18 protein-coding genes are annotated in these 18,233 nt (G+C 50.4%); 6 read left to right on the top strand and 12 right to left on the bottom strand.

The genetic code is table 11. From position 1 onward, the window contains the following. Window positions 1-1,316: 1,316 nt before the first annotated feature. Window positions 1,317-2,156: a helix-turn-helix transcriptional regulator gene (locus ABEW73_RS06665; RefSeq protein WP_430162671.1), complete on the bottom strand. Its 840-nt coding sequence runs from the start codon at window positions 2,154-2,156 to the stop codon at window positions 1,317-1,319. 135 nt (window positions 2,157-2,291) lie between these two features. On the opposite strand from ABEW73_RS06665, the gene fabF reads away from it, so the two are divergent. The 4 genes from fabF to ABEW73_RS06645 all read left to right on the top strand — a co-directional run bounded on the left by fabF (window position 2,292) and on the right by ABEW73_RS06645 (window position 6,427). Further along, window positions 2,292-3,533, top strand: a complete 1,242-nt coding sequence (gene fabF, locus ABEW73_RS06660; protein WP_430162669.1) for a beta-ketoacyl-ACP synthase II — start codon at window positions 2,292-2,294, stop codon at window positions 3,531-3,533. Window positions 3,534-3,734: 201 nt separating this feature from the next. Next, on the top strand, window positions 3,735-4,247 hold the full coding sequence (locus ABEW73_RS06655; protein WP_430162667.1) for an RNA polymerase sigma factor: 513 nt from the start codon (window positions 3,735-3,737) through the stop codon (window positions 4,245-4,247). After that, entirely contained in the window at window positions 4,247-5,128 is an 882-nt protein-coding gene (locus tag ABEW73_RS06650) for a DUF3298 domain-containing protein (RefSeq protein WP_430162665.1), read from the top strand. Before ABEW73_RS06655 ends, ABEW73_RS06650 begins: the two co-directional genes overlap by 1 nt. 183 nt (window positions 5,129-5,311) lie before the next feature. Further along, the gene (locus ABEW73_RS06645; RefSeq protein WP_430162663.1) at window positions 5,312-6,427 is read left to right on the top strand and encodes a DUF3298 domain-containing protein; all 1,116 of its coding nucleotides are present in this window, start codon (window positions 5,312-5,314) and stop codon (window positions 6,425-6,427) included. A 179-nt stretch (window positions 6,428-6,606) separates the two neighbouring features. Here ABEW73_RS06645 and comJ read toward each other — a convergent pair whose 3' ends face one another. The 5 genes from comJ to ABEW73_RS06620 form a co-directional block, all read right to left on the bottom strand. Beyond that, complete coding sequence (gene comJ / locus ABEW73_RS06640; RefSeq protein ID WP_430162661.1) at window positions 6,607-7,092, bottom strand: competence protein ComJ; 486 nt, start codon at window positions 7,090-7,092, stop codon at window positions 6,607-6,609. A gap of 34 nt (window positions 7,093-7,126) precedes the next feature. Next, window positions 7,127-7,777, bottom strand: coding sequence for a hypothetical protein (locus ABEW73_RS06635; RefSeq protein WP_430162659.1), 651 nt, complete (start codon window positions 7,775-7,777; stop codon window positions 7,127-7,129). Window positions 7,778-7,865: 88 nt separating this feature from the next. Beyond that, window positions 7,866-8,465, bottom strand: coding sequence for an SMI1/KNR4 family protein (locus ABEW73_RS06630; protein ID WP_430162657.1), 600 nt, complete (start codon window positions 8,463-8,465; stop codon window positions 7,866-7,868). 275 nt (window positions 8,466-8,740) lie between these two features. Beyond that, complete coding sequence (locus tag ABEW73_RS06625; RefSeq protein WP_430163044.1) at window positions 8,741-8,956, bottom strand: DUF418 domain-containing protein; 216 nt, start codon at window positions 8,954-8,956, stop codon at window positions 8,741-8,743. A gap of 12 nt (window positions 8,957-8,968) precedes the next feature. Further along, window positions 8,969-9,604, bottom strand: a complete 636-nt coding sequence (locus ABEW73_RS06620; protein WP_430162655.1) for a carbohydrate-binding family 9-like protein — start codon at window positions 9,602-9,604, stop codon at window positions 8,969-8,971. Between the two features lie 197 nt (window positions 9,605-9,801). Here ABEW73_RS06620 and udk point away from each other — a divergent pair, with 197 nt between their 5' ends. Beyond that, entirely contained in the window at window positions 9,802-10,437 is a 636-nt protein-coding gene (gene udk, locus ABEW73_RS06615) for a uridine kinase (RefSeq protein ID WP_076322433.1), read from the top strand. A gap of 244 nt (window positions 10,438-10,681) precedes the next feature. On the opposite strand, the gene ABEW73_RS06610 is transcribed toward udk, so the two are convergent. The 4 genes from ABEW73_RS06610 to ABEW73_RS06595 all read right to left on the bottom strand — a co-directional run bounded on the left by ABEW73_RS06610 (window position 10,682) and on the right by ABEW73_RS06595 (window position 14,074). Continuing rightward, entirely contained in the window at window positions 10,682-11,593 is a 912-nt protein-coding gene (locus tag ABEW73_RS06610; RefSeq protein WP_430162653.1) for a DMT family transporter, read from the bottom strand. Between the two features lie 44 nt (window positions 11,594-11,637). Further along, entirely contained in the window at window positions 11,638-12,018 is a 381-nt protein-coding gene (locus tag ABEW73_RS06605; protein WP_430162651.1) for a Rid family detoxifying hydrolase, read from the bottom strand. Between the two features lie 120 nt (window positions 12,019-12,138). Further along, window positions 12,139-13,137 carry an alpha/beta hydrolase gene (locus tag ABEW73_RS06600; protein ID WP_430162649.1) on the bottom strand — a complete coding sequence of 333 codons (999 nt, stop codon included), beginning with the start codon at window positions 13,135-13,137 and terminating at the stop codon, window positions 12,139-12,141. A gap of 40 nt (window positions 13,138-13,177) precedes the next feature. Next, window positions 13,178-14,074 carry an MBL fold metallo-hydrolase gene (locus tag ABEW73_RS06595; protein ID WP_430162647.1) on the bottom strand — a complete coding sequence of 299 codons (897 nt, stop codon included), beginning with the start codon at window positions 14,072-14,074 and terminating at the stop codon, window positions 13,178-13,180. A gap of 335 nt (window positions 14,075-14,409) precedes the next feature. Here ABEW73_RS06595 and ABEW73_RS06590 point away from each other — a divergent pair, with 335 nt between their 5' ends. Continuing rightward, complete coding sequence (locus ABEW73_RS06590) at window positions 14,410-14,955, top strand: helix-turn-helix domain-containing protein (RefSeq protein WP_430162645.1); 546 nt, start codon at window positions 14,410-14,412, stop codon at window positions 14,953-14,955. 308 nt (window positions 14,956-15,263) lie between these two features. Here the strand turns inward: ABEW73_RS06590 and ABEW73_RS06585 are convergent, their stop codons facing one another. Both ABEW73_RS06585 and kdpC read right to left on the bottom strand, forming a co-directional pair. Next, window positions 15,264-17,585 carry a histidine kinase gene (locus ABEW73_RS06585; RefSeq protein WP_430163041.1) on the bottom strand — a complete coding sequence of 774 codons (2,322 nt, stop codon included), beginning with the start codon at window positions 17,583-17,585 and terminating at the stop codon, window positions 15,264-15,266. 2 nt (window positions 17,586-17,587) lie between these two features. Continuing rightward, window positions 17,588-18,214, bottom strand: coding sequence for a potassium-transporting ATPase subunit KdpC (gene kdpC / locus ABEW73_RS06580; RefSeq protein ID WP_430162643.1), 627 nt, complete (start codon window positions 18,212-18,214; stop codon window positions 17,588-17,590). Window positions 18,215-18,233: the final 19 nt, after the last annotated feature.

Below are 18,233 nucleotides of genomic sequence, written 5' to 3'. Positions count from 1 at the left end.
GATCTGCGGCAATTCTTCCTCATAGATCTGGATCTGGACCTGGATCTGGACATACGGCCCCAACAGGTGAAGCACAGCGGAATGCCTGTGAAACTCCTAAGCGGCCACCAGGTGTTGCTCTATAACCACATGTTGAATAAAAGAAAGCCCCGTGTGCGACACGGGGCTTTTGTTGTTTAGAGGAGTTTAATGATTAGAATACTTTCGCTTTGGTGTACGCGCATGAAGCTTATATGACTAAGGATTCTAAGGTTCGAACCAGTTGAAGTACTTTGTCTTGGGTAATCAGGCTCAACTTAAGATACTCTTGCTTAGAAGATAATCCGGCACATCTGCGCGAGTTGGGCAGTACCCTTACGTCGGGCCTGGTAGCAGCGTAATAGGTGGCGATGCTATCCATAAACGGACACAGAATACGTTATTTAGGAAAAAATCCACCATTTTTGAACTCGAACGGACCCTAGTTCCGTTATTTGCTCCAAAAAACGATGAAAAGGCCGGAAACGAGCCCAATAGCGGATCTAGTGTCCGCTAAGCTTGAGTTTATGGCGTTATCTCATAGAATAGCGGAACTGGAGTCCGATAGGTCGGGAGCAACAAGTAGTAGGTGACTTCAAGATCAGTAAGTTTACCACGGAATCCGCCTCACCTGCGCAAGATAGTCAGTACCAGAACGACGGGCTTGGTAGCAGGGTAATAGGTGGCGATGCTATCCATAAACGGACACAGAATACGTTATTTAGGAAAAAATCCACCATTTTTGAACTCGAACGGACCCTAGTTCCGTTATTTGCTCCAAAAACGATGAAAAGGCCGGAAACGAGCCCAATAACGGATCTAGTGTCCGCTAAGCTTGAGTTTATGGCGTTATCTCATAGAATAGCGGAACTGGAGTCCGATAGGTCGGGAGCAACAAGTAGTAGATGACTTCAAGACCAGTAAGTTTACCACGGAATCCGCCTCACCTACGCAAGATAGTCAGTACCAGAACGTCGGGCCTGGTAGCAGGGTAATAGGTGGCGATGCTATCCATAAACGGACACAGAATACGTTACTTAGGAAAAAATCCACCATTTTTGAACTCGAACGGACCCTAGTTCCGTTATTTGCTCCAAAAACGATGAAAAGGCCGGAAACGAGCCCAATAGCGGATCTAGTGTCCGCTAAGCTTGAGTTTATGGCGTTATCTCATAGAATAGCGGAGCTGGAGTCCGATAGGTCGGGAGCAACAAGAGCAGCTAGAAGCCGCTCCTTCCATAGCGATACCCAGCACCCCTATTCTCTTCCATAGCGTCGACCAGCTCCAACTCCTTCGCTTACTTCTCTTCCATCAGCTGTCGCAGCTTCGCTTCCGTTGTTGTATCGGGAGCTGGGGTATAGATGCTGCACCGCAGGTCATCATTCCCGTACACTTTGAGCGACGTGAGCTCATATACCATTTTTCCGGCTTTGGCATGCCGGAACTCCAGATGTACTTCCGGGGCGTAGCTGACCTGGCTGCGCTCCCACATCCGATTGAAATCGGGATGCCCGTTCTTCATCTCCTCCAGAAAACGGTCATACCACTCATCCTCGACATATTGACCGTAATACGACCGGAACATCGACAGGAAGCCGCTCGCGAACTGCTCCCAATTCACCGCCAGGCGTTGAAACTCCCTGCGGGTGAAGAGCAGCCGGATCATATTCCGCTCCTCGGGCGGAATGCGGTCAAAATCAAGGAACACGTACGCAGCCGCACGGTTCCACCCGACGATGTTGCACATCCGATCCGATATCATGACGGGGCAATATTTTAGCTCGGTGATGATTTTTTGCAGGGACGGACTGATCTGCACGGCTTCTTGTTTGACCGTATACGGCTCCGCCCCGCTCTCCAGCGCCAGCGAATACAGATATCTTCGCTCATCCGCATTCAACTGAAGCGCATTGGCGACGCAGTCCAGCACGGACGACGACACCTGGATGTCGCGTCCCTGCTCGAGCCAGGTGTACCAAGTGGTGCTGACACCCGCCAGCTGGGCGACCTCTTCCCTGCGCAAACCCGGCGTTCTCCGTCTAGTCCCGGGCGGAAGTCCGACGGACTCGGGCGAGATTTTGGCACGCTGCCCTTTCAAGAATGCCGACAACGCTTGCAGCCTAACCTGGGAATTCATCTGATGGGCCTCCTCCTTCATTTAAGGATAGCAGTATTTATACTAGGATAAACGATATCTTGTAATAGGATACTACACGTGACATTATAACCTTAAGATTGACAAGTTATAAAGTCTTAAGGAGGCTGTTGACCCATGGAAAGAGTCGTTATCACCGGTATGGGCGTCATATCACCGCTGGGCCATGATGTTGAGACGTTCTGGTCCCGGCTTGTACGGGGAGAGTCCGGCATTACACATATAGAAACAATAGATACATCAAGACAAAAAGTAAAAATAGCGGGTGCCGTGAAGGAGTTTGACGCAAACGCGCTGTTTGGCGTTAAGGAAGCCCGGCGGTTGGACCGCTTCTGCCAGTTTGCCTTGGCTGCGGCGGATCAAGCCATAAGTCAGTCGGGGCTCGATCTTGATCAGATCGATCATGAGCGGATGGGGGTATATGTGGGCTCCGGCATCGGCGGTATTCAGACCTTAATGAATCAGAGCGACACGCTGTCCTCGCGAGGACCAGAGCGGGTGAGCCCGACCCTGGTTCCCATGATGATTCCCAATATGGCGGCAGCGCTCATTAGCATTAAATACAAGGCGCTGGGCTCTACGCTTGCGCCAGTTACAGCATGTTCGATCGGCAATACGGCGATCGGCGAGGCTTTCTTTAACATCCAAGCCGGCCGATCCGACGTGATTATTGCAGGAGGCTCCGAAGCGGCATTGACCGACATCTCGCTGGCCAGCTTCGCAAATGCAACCGCCCTATCATCCCGTAACGAAGAACCGGGCCGGGCCAGCCGGCCGTTTGATACAGACCGGGATGGATTCGTCATGGCGGAAGGTGCCGGCATCCTCGTTCTGGAATCCCTCTCCCATGCCTTACGCAGAGGCGCTGAAATTCTGGGTGAGGTCATCGGATACGGCGCCAGCTCGGATGCCTATCATATGGTCGCCACGCCGGAAGACGGCAACGGTGCGGCACGTGCGATGATGCTGGCCCTGACCGAGGCGAACCTCTCCCCAGCCGACGTGGATGTCATCAGCGCCCATGCTACAAGCACGGTCATCGGTGACCGTTCGGAGACAGCGGCCATTAAGCAGGTGTTTGGCGAGGAGGCGTATCGCATTCCGGTAACGGCCAACAAGTCGATGACCGGACATATGCTGGGCGCATGCGGCGGCGTGGAGGCTGTTGCACTCGTGAAATCTCTGCAGGAAGGCATCATACCGCCGACGATCAATCTGGAGCATCCCGATCCAGCATGCGATTTGGATTATGTACCGAACCAGGCGAGAATCGCCGAGCTCCGGATTGGCATGTCGAATTCATTTGGCTTCGGCGGACATAATTCGGCGATTGTTATCCAGAAATATGAGCACGAATAACGATGAGTTCCAGACCCCAGTGAAAACTGGGGTCTTTTTCTTGTTGCGATCGTTGAAGGATGAGCTGAATAATGAGACAGAAACCCTTTTTGAATTTTTTTTCGCAGAATCAAACTTTTTGCAAGCCTCGTACGTCTTGCTTCCGTAAGTCAATTGCAATTGATGGTTACCCGCGCGGGCCCAAAGGAGTGTCAACTTTACATGAGTGGCGGCCGGAAGCTTGAGAAGCTTCTTATTCAATGTATAACCGAAAATCAGGACAGCGCCTACCGGCTGGCATACAGCTACGTTAGAAATAAAGAGGATGCCCTCGATATCGTTCAGGACGCGATCCACAAAGCATTTTTATCCATGGAAAAGCTGAAGCAGACGGGTTCAATAAAAAGCTGGTTTTTCCGAATTATTGTAACAACCTCCCTGGATTTCATTAGAAAACAGAAAAAAGTCCAAGTCATGGACGACGAGAACCTGGAGATTATATTACCCGGCAGCCATGATCACTATCCGAATCTGGATCTGGCCCAATCTTTGGTGGAATTACCCGACAAGTATCGGGTCGTCATCATACTCCGATTTTTTGAAGATATGAAGATTGACGAAATTGCCGAAGTGCTCCACGAAAACGTCAGCACGGTGAAAACGAGATTATACCAAGGACTACAGAGACTGCGGGTGAACTTAAGCGAGGAAGATCAAGAGGAGGCACAACGATAATGCATGACAAGCTGAATAGGATGAAAGAGCAGTACGAGAGCACTCCTATTCCTGACGAACTAAGCTCGATTGTCAACAAGACCATAGCAACCAGAAGAAAAAAAAATAGAGCACTGCCCTGGCTCGCTAGTAGCGCAGCTGCATGCATGCTACTGTTCGCCGGAGTGAATACCAGCCCTGCCTTCGCCCAGGCCATGTCCGATGTGCCGGTTTTGGGCCATATCATCAAGGTGATCACCATCCGTGAATATGCCGAGAAAGACGATAACACGGAAGTGCATATTGAAACTCCCGGCATTGCCAACTTAGGAAATACAGAGCTTGAGCAAACCCTGAATAACAAATACCTAGAAGAAAACAAGAAGCTGTATGAGGACTTCAAAGATGAAGTCGCCCTGCTTAATAAAGAAGGCGGCGCGCATCTGAGTCTTGCTAGCGGTTATGAAGTAATCACCGACACTGAACAGCTGCTGACGCTTTCGCGCTATATTGTCGAATCTGCTGGAAGCTCCGCCGAATCCAGAAAATACGATACGATCGACAAGAAGAACCAGATGGTGATCACGCTGCCGAGTCTGTTCAAGGATGATCGTTATATCCAGGTCATCAGTGACAATATCAAGGAGCAGATGCGCCAGCAAATGCAGGATAATCCGGACAACATTTACTGGGTGGAGCAGCCAGGCGTGGAGTCCGATGTATCGGAAGATCTGTTCCAAACGATCATCAAGGACCAAAATTTCTACATCAACCCAAACGGCAAACTGGTCATCAGCTTTAATGAATACGAGGTGGCACCCGGCTATATGGGTGTCGTGGAATTTACGATCCCAACGGAAGTGATCGCAGACCAGCTCGTCAGCAGCGAATACATCCGATAGATCAAGGCGAATGCAGATCGTTCTTCCGATCCCTGTTGCCCCCAGATTTTCTTTTGAAATTTTATGAGTCAGTGGAAATCCGGTGACAAAGGGGACCGCTTCGCTTCTCCAGAACGATTCTGCCTTCTCCGTTGCAACTCACAAATTGTAGATATCAAACCATAAACCTGGAGGTAATATATAATGAAAAAAACAATGAAAACAACAACCCCAATAACTAAAGCCCTGGCGGCTGCCGGATTAGCGGGCATCCTGATGATATCCGCTTCGGGTCTGCCATCCGCTCATGTCCATGCCGAAACCAAAGCCGCAGCGAGCACGAATCGGGTGGCCGCTTCAACCGTTGCCCCGCAACTGGTAACATCCAAAACACTGCAATCCAAGGAAAAATGGTTGGAAACCAATATTAAGATCCCTGTATTCCAAGGTCTGACTGACACCAAATATCAAGACCAATTGAATGACATTATCGAATCCCATGCTTTCAAGGATATGGACAAATGGGAGAAAGAAGCGGCGGAAGCTGCTGCAGAGGCACAAAAGAACGGCTATACCATGCACCCTTATCAGCTGACCATTACTTATGAGCTCACATCGGATGGTAAAAACGACAGCTTGATCTCCCTTAAGGTCATCACCGAAGGCATCGGAATGAACAATGGCGATCCCCGCGTGGATACGTACAACTTCACGAACGAAGCCGAAGCCCAGCGCGTGACGCTTGAAGACCTGTTCGGCAAGGATTACAAATCTATCGTGGATAAGGCGGTCAAAACGGCGATTGCCGCGGATCAGGACCAATACTTCGCGAACGAAGGCGGATTTCAAGGCATAGACGCGGAGCAATCCTTCTATGTCGCGGACGGAAAAGCCTATATCGTATTCCAAAAATACAGCATCGCCCCTGGATCCACAGGTACACCGGAATTTGCCGTAAAGCTGCCGGGTAAAGGATCAGACAAAAAGCCTGCTGCAGCCGTAGTGAAATCAGGCGCTTATTACAAAGATAAAAACGGCAAGATCATGGTTCAGGTATCCGTGCTGCGCCAGCTGCAATTCAATGTCAAGTGGAACGGCAAGAGCAAAACCACAGAAATCTCCAAGGGAGCTGTCTGGAGCGCAGTGAAGCTGAACAAGGATGCATACACTTTGGGTAAAATGGCCCTACGTTCGCTGGGCTCGGCTCCTGTAATGAAAAAAGGCCACATCTATGTTCCGCTTGCTTTCCTGACAGACGTTCTGAACCTGAAGGCAGATCAAAGCAAGCATGGCCAGATTACGGTGACCGCTGCAAAATAATAGATCCACTCCATTCAAAGTCTGTGCCTCCTGCACACCATCTTTCAAAGCAGGGACAGCACAGTATGCGGTAAAAAGAGGCCCTCTCCAACACGGAGACGGCCTCTTCTTATTTCATGTTAAGCTAAGGACGTATCTTAACAAGGCCTTCCGTACCCTCGTTACAGTGCAGCATGCCGTTAACAATACCCCTCCAACAAAACCTCTCCAGCCTTGCCGCCCCATTCATCATCCATCAGATACCGGGCATGAATCCTTTCTCCCATATGTACAAAAGTGAAACGATAATACACTTCTTCATCCTCGCAAATCTCAAAATACAGTGCGTATTGCCCCTTTTGCAGCGGAAGCTCAATAACGGCGTCCGACATGACGGACAACAACTCCAGCTTCTCGGGATCGAGAACGTCAAACGGCACGACCATCCGCCGCTGCGCGTTCGGATCTTCGATGAACGTCTCTTTCAAGGCCAGTTTCACCCAGGCGCCGAAAGCATCATCAGGGATGGGATCAAAGGTGAGATAACCGGGATGAATGACAACGCCCTGCTTGATATTGGTTTCTCCCCATTGGCACAAATCCTCATCAAAATCCCGTGAGCGGACTTGTATCTGATGGTGCGAGATCGTGAGGTCCACCTCTTGGGTCATTTTTGTATGCAACATATGTATAGCACCTCGCTTTTTGGATATCTGTATTCTATTTAGGCCGCTCCATATGGATCGTAGCCAGCCTGCGTTCCTTATCCACCTGAACCCGCATGCTAATGCCCAGCTTCTCCTCGAACAATCGGGTGACATTCAGATACTTATCCTTTACGACTCCCGATCCTCCTCGGCCGTTGGAACGCGTCATGCCTGCGGTGATAATCTCTTTCACCATATTCCCATCCGCTTTGGCGTCCGGATCGTATGTAAATATGGGCTCTTTATGGTCATTATAAAAGATCATGTCCTGCCGGTAATCCTTTGCGTTCACATACTCTCTTCGCGTCTCGATATAGTCACTCTCCAGACGGTCATACTGGACCCGCCCTGCCAAGAAAGGATTATCCTCCGAAACCTCCACCTCGAACTGCCCGTATGCCAATTGATACAGCATGTTGAGGTCCGACCCTTCCAACCTGTAGTACAACGGACGAAGTTCCTCTTGCTTATCGGTTGCGGCGAAGCCGGCCAGCAGCGGCCAAGCATCCACTTGTTCACCATCCACATCAACGGCCAGCTGGTATTTGGTCAGGACCACCTCATTCTGAAAAAGCCCATACGTGCGCGCAATAAAATAGCCGGGTATCAACAGCGTGGCTCCCACCAGTATGATCACTCCCCAGAGGACCCACCTGCCTTTCATGCTGTCACCTCCCCTCGCTAGTTCTTCTTCTGATTATCACGCACAACGACATCGTATGTAAGCATCAAGAGCGCTTTCTGGCGTTCCATCAGTAGTCCACCTCTTCAATGTCGGTGCGCAGATTGCGATTGGACGCCTGAAGCAGCTCCGTGAAGGAAGGCGCGATATAATACACAAAGTCAGGATCATGCACGTACATGATGACCTGCCCGGATGTTCCCAGCTCCGCCGGATCGAAATCCAGCATTAGATACAGCGACCCGCCTGCCATCGTGGCAAACGGATACCAAGCCTTGTGAAACAGATACGGTTTAATCTTCGGATCCAGCTGCTGTATTTCCTCCGAACTGTAATACGCATCCAGCAGTTCATCCCGCTCGCAGAAATAAGATTTGACCTCCTTCATCTCATCCAGGTTCATCAGATAAAACGGTGTGTATTCCCCATCCCCTTCGTTACCGGGATAGAGCACGTGAAACCCGTATCCGCTGCCGTTCTTCTTACTGTAAAACGAACGAAAGTCCGGCGGTAACGTGATCCCGAACTCCGCTTCGAAAAGCTGCAACTGGTCAGGAGCAGCCCCCTCCAATTGTTTATATTCCTCCAGCAGATCCCGAAGATCTTCGGCGACCTTCTCCTCCAACTGCTGCTCCAGCTCGAGCATCAGTCCATCAATGACAGCGTTCATACAATAACCTCCGTTTATTACATGTCCACTTACTCCAAGCGGGGTGCTTCCCTTTACTAAAAGTATATAGAACGCTGCAACGAAAACAACATGTCCTGCGGCATGCAAAAAAAGGGACAAAATCCCTGTTGAGATGTTGGTTTTGGTTCTTTTATGAAAACACCCCAGGATATTTATGGCTGCTGAAGCGCAGCTATTTCATGCCGGAATCAGTTCATTCGATCCTAGGGATAAGCGGGATAGAGATAGCCCGCTCTCGCTCTCCTACCGGAGAGTTAACACCATTTTCGCATAAGCAGCTCCATGGGACCTCGCTTCACTCGCTTTCTCCATGCCCAAGAGAAGATGACAGCCATCACAAAGTAACCGCAGCCGTAAGCAACCGCAAAGCCCAGATTGCCATGATTCAAATACCCGATCGTCTCCAGCAGTCCCAATCCAATGAAAATATGACCGAGATAATGGGAGAGCGAAAGCTGCCCGGTCCATATAAGCCATCCATGCTAAATGACATCAACAAACTCCAGCTTCCCAAAACGCGAAGGAATATGGTAATTCACCTCGCCGGTCGGGCTCCATGCCTGATACTCCCGGTTTCCTTGGGTGTCCTCATCAATGCGGTAAAAATTCACGTTCCAGCTTCGTCCCGCTTGCGGCGGATTCTTGAAGTTCGCAGCCGGAATGCAAATTTCATAAACCAAATTTCCCTTGCCGTCATGCTCTACCGAGGTCTGAAGACCGGCAAAATCCCACTTTATATCGCTGCTTGCGATTGACTTATGTCCGTCGCTTTGGATCAGGGCGTCAAATATAATATTGTTCGGACTTACCTCAAGCTCGATATATTCCAAACCCGTTCCTGCTTCGTCGATAAACAGTTCCACGACATCCTGTTCATACAGCGGATCATCCCGATGCTGATACTCCGATACGATATGGGAATCCTGGCAAACAAACCGTACATAAAAGTATTCGGAGCTCCAGCAGGCGCGAACCTCGGTCGCTTCCTTTGTAGCAAGCCCGGTCACAGTATCGCTTAGGGCCACCGCTTCATAACGGTCCCAATCGACGCTCCCCCGATGCTCTTCCTGCTGGATGTATATAGCGGGCTTGCATGGGTAAATTGCCGTATAATGCATGATCATCCCTCCGTAAAAAATTCAATGGTTAATCTATCCTCTATGATAAGACATACAGATTCGGTTCGCTATTCCGTGGTAAGAATAAGAACATACGGGAAATCCCATCTTTTGTCCTATGCCCCCATAGTGAAAATAAGCGCATGCTGTGCTACAATAATAAAATTGCAAACTCTAGGGAGGGTTATGGATTCGCCATGCTCATAATTGGTATCGCCGGCGGCACCGGATCGGGCAAAACGACGGTTGCCCGCTCCGTCATTGACCGTCTTGGTTCAGATAAAGTGACTTTTATTTCGCAGGATAACTATTACAAGGATCATAAGGAGCTCAGCTTCGAGGAACGCGAAGCGATTAACTATGATCACCCGTTCGCTTTTGATAACGAGCTGCTCGTCGAACATCTCGGCATTTTGAAAAGCGGACAACCCGCATTCGCACCGGTGTATGATTTTACCGCTCATGCCCGTTTCACGGATCAGACCCTCGAACTGAAGCCGAACAACATCGTCATCATTGAAGGCCTTCACGTGCTGTCCGATGAGAATCTGCGCAAGCTGCTTCACATTAAAGTGTTTGTGGACACCGATCCCGATGTACGCCTGCTTCGCCGGGTTGTACGCGATATCGAGGACCGCGGCCGGACGATTCAGTCGATCCACAATCAGTATCTGACAACCGTCAAGCCGATGCATGAGGCGTTCATCGAACCCTCCAAGAAATACGCCGACCTGATCATTCCCGAAGGCGGAGAGAATGAAGTCGGTATTCGCCTGCTCTCCATCTTAACCGAGAAATATTTGACCGGCGACCGCACATTGTCGGGCGAATAACAGGACAAGCCTCGAAGCAGTAAGTTTGTTCACTCGATAAGACAACTTGATTGGTGAAATAGATAAAAGAATGGTGGTGCCAGGGAGGTCATCCCTGGCACCACCATTTCTGTATTTTGGTCATTGCCGCCTTCTTGAGCAAATTGTGGGCAAGCGAAAGCCACCCGACCTCAAGGCTCATTTTCGATAGGCCCTTTAAGCTAAAACGTCCACAAGTAACGGATAAATTTTAAAGAACAGGCCATTACCTCTCAACAGGGGATAATTCCAGCTTATCGTCAGGCGTTTTCCTTGTTTTGTGCCTCTGTAAGGTAGCTAGAACTACGCCGCAAATAATTAGAACAGATCCTCCCACTTGCGTTAAGGAAACCGGGGTGCCGAGCGTGATATAACCTAAAACCATGGCGACAAACGGCTGTAAATTCAGAAACAGGGAGGCTTTAGCAGCCCCTACCTTGCGAATCTGTGCATTCCAGATGATCGCGCATAAACCTTGAATAAGCAGCGCTGATCCGATTAAGAGAACCCACCACCAGAAGCCAGGCTCCACCTGCACGTGAGGCTCCCTCCAGACCGCTACCGGGTATACGGTAATACACCCCAGCACTGTGGTGTACACGGTTGCGACAAACGGGTCCATACGTTCCGTCAGCTTTTTCATTAGGATAATAGACCCCGATAATGCCAACATACAGATAAACATGATCCAGATGCCTTCGGTGATGGCAATGCTTAAACTTCCGCCATATCCAACAACGAAGAAGACGCCGGCAAGGGCAACAATCGAGCCTGCGGTCATACGTATCGTAAACGGTTCCCTTAAAAATAAGCGGGCAAAAAGCGCTGTGAAAATCGGAGCTAACGATAAGATGAGCGAAGCCGTCGTTGCGTCCGTTGTCCGAAGTCCCGTAAAGAAAGAAACTTGGTGCAGCAGCATCCCGATAAGAGCGAATGGCACCAAATACACGGAGTCGCGGGACGTAATCTTCGTCAAGCGATGGGTTGCAATCAAATATATAAGCAGGAACACCGCTGAAACCATAAGCCGGTATGCCGACAGATGCAAGGCGGGAAATGCTTGCAGTAGCAGCGAGCCTACTACGAAATTGCTCCCGTAAAGTGTTGCACAAAACAAGAGAAGCAAATAAGATCGCAAGCAGATGCGCCTTCTTTCAAAGAAATACGAATAATGGGGCAGATTTACATGCGTTTAACTGCGATAAGCTCAATTTCAATCCCAGCATCTCTTGGTAGTCTGGACACTTCCACGGTTGTTCTGGCAGGGTGATAATCAATGAAATATTGGCTGTACGCTTCATTCATCTGTTGAAATTGCTCTAAATCCGTCATGAAAACGGATGTTTTTACAACGTCTTCCAAAGAAAATCCAGCCTTCGCTAAGACAGCCCGCAGGTTCTTTAATATTTGATGGGTTTGGTCCACGATGCCTTCTTTGAGATTTCCTTCAGCATCAATCGGAAGCATGCCCGACGTATAGATGGCATCTCCAAAAGCGATGGCTTGCGAATATGGACCGATAGCTGTAGGTGCTTTCGTTGTTGTTATCGCGGTGTGGCTCATTGTATTAAATTCCTCTCCGTCTTTTGTAAATTCGGTGAATAAAGGGCCCGAGGCGACAATGCCGCGGACCTCTAAATTAGGCAAGCGATAAAATGAATATCCGCTCTTGGAGTGGCATATTTACTTCGCTGGCGCGTACGTTTCATCCAAGAAATCGCAGATGGCTTGAAAAGCCTGAAGCCTGTTTTTCTCCAGCAAAACCATGTGCGTTCCTTCTCCGATTTCGACCCAGCGGCGATAGGCAGCTCCTGTCAGGGAAGTGAAGAAATTCTGAGCCAATTCAAGGGGCACATCGATATCCCACTCCGCATGGACAAGAAGGACGGGAACCGTGATATTCTTAGGATCATAGAAAGCTTTCCCAGCCGTCCAGTATTCGCGGATATCCAGGATAGGGCCGTTGGTCGCCCGGATATGCTCAGGATGATCGGTTTGGCTCCCCGGGTCAGAAGCAAGAGTGGCGTTGACCCATTGTTCAAACCAGCCATCCGGAATCAGATCGCCGCGTTTATGTTCCGGTGCGGCGCTTAGCCAGCGTTCCTTCGTGCTGCCGACAGCAACAAGGCGATACGAACCAAGCGGACCTCCGGTATCGATCGGAACCGGTTTGGAGCTCAGCCATTGCGGAGCGACAAGCGTAAGCTTGGTTACCTTATCGTTGTTTTGACTGGTATAAGCCCCCGCAACCGTTCCTCCCCAAGACATGCCCAGAACATTAACCTTCGTTAAATTCCGGTGTTTCAGAACATAGTCCACGGCTGTGCCAAAATCTCGGACCCCTGTTTCCGTACGGACAAGCGGTGGATTAAGGTCGGCAGGCTGCTCCATCTCAGGCGGTCTTGTCGAGCCGCCGTAGCCGCGAACGTCCACGGCGTACACGTCATAGCCATGGCTGGCAAGATAGTCCAGAAAGGTGAAGCCATCCAGCTCCACATCGTACAGACTGCCAATTGGATAGGTAGCACCATGAACCATCACGATGGTTTTTTCGTTAGAGAAGGTATTCATGGAAGCCGGCCGTTTATTTCGCACATAAAGTTCGATTCCGGGTGTATCGCTTGGGATACGAAGGTCTTCCGTCACGATATTTACATCATTAAGAAAATTATGGGTTGTCATATGCTCAGCGCCTTTCGTATTGTGTTTGTGTCAGGTTGTATTAAATAAAGTCCCACTTGTATCCGTCCCCGCTTCGAGTCACGTACCCCGCCGCGCTTTCCGGAAAATGCGTGCTGAAATAAATGACTGGACGATCCGCGATGTTCTCCAGCACCCGGAGCCGTGAAACTCGGGCTTGATCGGTAAATTCGCAGTACATGGAATTCCATTCGGGATTAAAAACCTGGAACGGATGGTGCATCACATCGGCGCCAAATAAAGCTTCTTCTCCACCAGTTTTAAGACGGATGGACATTTGGCCGATACTGTGGCCGGGCGTCGGAATGAATGTGAACATATCAAGAAATTCCCCGCCCTTAGGGCTAATCGTTTGCGTTAAGCCGGCTTCAACAACAGGCAATACGCTTTCTTCGTAAACGTTAAAGTTTGCTTCGTTTGCTTTGTTGTGGCTGGCCTCACTCGAGTAATATTGTTGTTCCGCGAGGGGAAATACGTATTTGGCATTTGGAAACGTTGGTACCCATTTTCCGTCAACGAGCTTCGTATTCCAACCGACATGGTCCACGTGCAGATGCGTCAGCAGAACGTAATCGACTTCCTCCGGTGTAACTCCTGCCTCTTTCAACCGCTCGAGATAAGGGAGCTTGAGATTGGCGAGATCCGGATTTAAAGGCAGATTTTTATCGTTTCCTGTAGCCGTATCGATAAGGATCGTATGCTTCGGGGTTTTCACCACCCATGTTCCAATGCTAACGATAAGCTGAGAATTGCCATCGATCAGGCCAGCCGGAAGAAAGTTCCGGTTCTCCTCCAGGAACTTGGGGTCCCACGATCCCGCAAAATACACTTCTGGCGGAATACCGTCAAGCATCATCTCCGTAACACGTGTAACGGTAACATCACCTACTTGATAGACCTTGGGAATTTTATTAGTCATTCTTTATGCCCCTTTCGTCCTTCTGACACGTTTCTATGAATCCGAATAACAAGGAACGGCATTCCGTTGCCATCATGTGGTTCGTGTCTCGTAACCATCAAAAATTTCGCTGTAAATGAAAATTATTCTGTTGAGAATGAACAATCTGTAATACCCGGGTAAAATTCGTTCGTCAACCTTGATTAAATAGTAGTCCAATAATAGCGACAAATCAACGTTTTTACACCGTAATTCCACGCTAGTAAAAGAGCTTGATATTGCTCATATTTACACCTATTATAAAGTAGTAAATTTCGCTGTCAGCGAAATAATTTCGAAATTCAGGAGGCTAGCAAATGAATTCGATCGGTGAAACCATTCGAAACACGCGAAAAAAACAGAAATTAACGCTCAAGAAGGTAGCTCAAGCAGCCTCTGTATCCTTATCTTTTCTCAGTGAAATTGAACGCGATAAGGCGAATCCGTCCATCAGTGTTCTGAAGCGCATAGCGAATGCACTAAACGTGAATTTTACGGATTTGTTCGGTGAGGAGAATCGAAGCATAGTCGTTAGAAAAAATGAGCGTAAACCTTTGGTGCATTCCGAAGGTTCCCGCATTACCTGGTACGCGCTCAGCCAAGGGAGCAGCAACAAAATGGGGCCGATATGGGGAGTGCTGGAGGAAGGAGCAGCTTACGGCAACGTCAGCGTCGGCCATAGTGATGGCGAGGAATTTCTATTTGTTCACTCCGGGCGTTTGGAGTTTGTGCTGGGCAATGAACGTTATAGGCTTGAAGAAGGGGACAGCATCTATTATGACGCCAGAATCCCCCATAGTTATAAAAATATCTGGGAAGGCGAAACGCTGCTAATAGCCGTTTCTACTCCGCCTACTTTTTGACGGAACGGAATCAAATCCATTACAGAATATTTGCGGATTGAGGTACAGAAATGGCGGTGCAGGGATGACCTCCCTGGCACCGCCATTCTTTTATTCCCCTTGTTTTTTCACCAATCAAGCTGTTATTCGAGTGAACCAACTTACTTTTGGTACAGCCCCTTTCGTAATATTCCGCATTTGTTGGGTTCTCTGTGTTCTTGTTTTCCGGAATGTTGTGTTATCCGCGATTCCTGCGTTTCCTGCATTTTCTGCGTGTCCAAATCTCCTGCGTCACCGTTCCTCTCCAAGCATTCCCTGCGCTTCAACCATCAAACGTGCGGATCGTAATCCGAAACCACGAGCACATCCATATGCCTTGCGCTTCGTAGCAGGCCCCGGATCATTTTCCGCTGAGCGTACAGCTTCCATCCGGTCATCTGCGGCTGTCCGATAATCAACTGGGTGGCCTTGACCGCATCTGCTGCTGCGACCCATTGAGAAGAATGGGCGCGGGCTGGCCCCCTTTTTAATGACAACACGGTGAACGTTCCCCCTAGGCGTTCCGTTAACGTCTGAAGCGCCGTCAGGCGTTTCTCGTCGTCAAGGGACAGACTGTGATGACGTTCCAGAGGGAATGCCACATACCAGGCAGCCTTCAGCCGATGAGCGATTCGGAAGCCGCGGCGAATGAGCCGCTCAGCCTGTGGGCCGCTGCCGACTATGACATAGATAACCTCCTCGCGCCGCCACGGTCCTCGCAGCGAGCTGCTGCGCTGCCATGACTCCAGCCTCTCGTCCACATCATCCGCGATTTCTCTCAAGGCAAGCTCTCTTAAAGCAATGAGGTTTCCCGTCTTAAAAAAATGGCCAAGCGCCTGCGGTATTTTCTCCGGCGCATAGATTTTCCCGTCCTTCATTCGCTGCCGCAGCGACTCCGGCGTCACGTCGATGAGCTGAACCTCATCGGCCAATTGCAGAATATGGTCTGGCACCGTCTCGCGGACACGAACACCGATCATTTGCTCGACGGCATCATTCAAGCTCTCCAGATGCTGCACATTCACGGTTGTAATGACAGAGATGCCGGCCGACAAAATATCCAGCACGTCTTCAAACCGTTTCTTGTGCTTGCTTCCGGGCACATTCGTATGCGCCAGCTCATCCACAAGAACCACGTCCGGCCTGCGGCGAATGATCTCGGCGGTATCCATCTCCTCAAGGCGTGATCCCTGGTATGCCATCACTTTTCGCGGAAGAACCTCGAGATCACCTACCTGGGACAACGTATCCATCCGGCCGTGCGTCTCCAGCAATCCGGCCAGAACCGTCAATCCCTTCTTCAGCAGATCGTTACCTTCGCGCAGCATCGCATACGTCTTGCCCACACCCGGGGCAGCCCCGATATAGACTTTAAACCGCCCTCGCTTGACCTGCTCCATCTTCCGGTCCAACTCTTGTTCATTCAAGCGATGGAACGATTCGGAAGGGAGCCGCTGCGGATGGAGCCGAGCCTGGATGATTCGCTCCCCGTTATGTGCCGCCCGATCCGCCACTATAAAAATATCCATCCCGCGCGTTTTCTTCAGCAGATCCTGAAGGATCGAGCCCTGCCACAGCTCTTGCATGCGTGTCTGCTTCGAATGGCCAAGAACAATGCGTGTAACATGGTGCTCCAGTGCATACTGAACAAGCACGTCAGCCAGCTTCCTCCGGGAACGGAGGGGCAGTTCCTCCAGCTCGGCACCGATCCGCACCGCTAGCTTAACCATGGAACGCTTAAAGGCAGCCTGTTCTTTGGTAAGCTCTAATCCCGGTTTCACAAACGTGATGGCCAATAGTTCGCCGTTCAATCGCTTCGCGATCTGCTGCCCGCGCCGCATATAGATGGACCCATTCCAATGGTACTGGGTGGACACCAGGATTCGCTCAAGGGCTCCCGATGGACCGACGAGCCCCTGTTCCTTGCGGTACCGCTCAAGCGAATGGCTCACTCCTTCAGCAACAAGACGGAGCGTCAACTCCCGAAGCACGGCCAGATTGCCCTGCTTCCATACGCTGCCGCCTCCAAGCAGGCCATCCTGTGCCCGTTCCAGCATCGTTTCGGGTGTTACGTCAATGAGCACCACCTCATCGGCGCTCTCCAGCGTATCGGCCGGTACCGTATGGCTGGCTTTAATGCCCGTCAGCTTGGAGGCAATGCCCTGCAGGTCCTCCAGTTCATACACGTTGACCGTCGTGATGACGCTGATCCCCCGGCTTAACAGGAATCGGATGTCATCCAGCCGCGTGGCATGCCGCGCTCCCTTCCGGTTCCGATGGGCAAGCCCATCAACAAGCACCACCTCCGGGTTGCGCTGCACCAGCAGATCCAGATCAAGATCCTTCTTCTCTACGCCGTCCTCCACCCAATGAATGCTGGGCACCCGCTCCAGATTCCGGACCTGCTCCACCGTTTCCGGACGCTGCATCGTGGATACGGCACATATGACGACATCGATGCCTTGCAGCCTCAGAGTCTGTCCTTCGCGGAGCATATGATAGGTTTTTCCCGAACCGCTAACAGCCCCGATATATACCTTGAGCCTTCCATGATGGAGCTTCGCAATCGACCTTAAGATTTCCTCCGGCGATTTTCTCCGAAATGGATCCATAATCAATCAAGAAGCTCGGCAAGAGTCAGGTTCACCTTCAACACATTGACGCGCGGTTCACCGAACACGCCCAAATCCCGTTCCTCCGTATGCTCCTCTACCAACTGCTTCAGCTCCGCTTCCGTGATTCCGGTCAGCTTGCTGATCCGCGGAATCTGAATCTTCGCTGCCTGAGGCGAGATGTGAGGATCCAATCCGGAGCCGGAATTCGTTACCAGATCCATCGGTACCTCGCTCACCGGAACGTCCGGATTGTTCTCCTTCCACGCTTCAATCGAGGCCTTCGTTCGTACAATCAAGTCCGGGTTGGAAGGTGCATAGTTATTGCTGCCTGAGCCGGCCCCGTTGTATTCAATGCTGGACACCCTGCCGTGAAAATATTGAGGTTCCGTAAAGTTCTGGCCGATCAATTCGGAACCAACCACCTTTCCGCTCCGATCCGTGACCAAGCTGCCGCCGGCTTGCTTCGGCATGAGCAGCTGCGCCGCTCCTGTCGTAACCAGCGGATAGAGAACTCCACATAATACGATAAATACCAGACTCGTTCTTACGGCAATGCCCAGGGAGACACGGGCGGAACCCGCCTTAGTATGAGGCGCCGGTGATGATTGTTGCAATGGATTATTCATAATTCCTCGATCCTTTCCT

The sequence above is a fragment of the Paenibacillus lautus genome, from assembly GCF_050482385.1.
Classification (GTDB): Bacteria; Bacillota; Bacilli; order Paenibacillales; family Paenibacillaceae; genus Paenibacillus_AQ; species Paenibacillus_AQ lautus_B.
The sequence above is the reverse complement of the archived record's forward strand: the minus strand, read 5'-3'. Positions and strand labels throughout refer to the sequence as shown.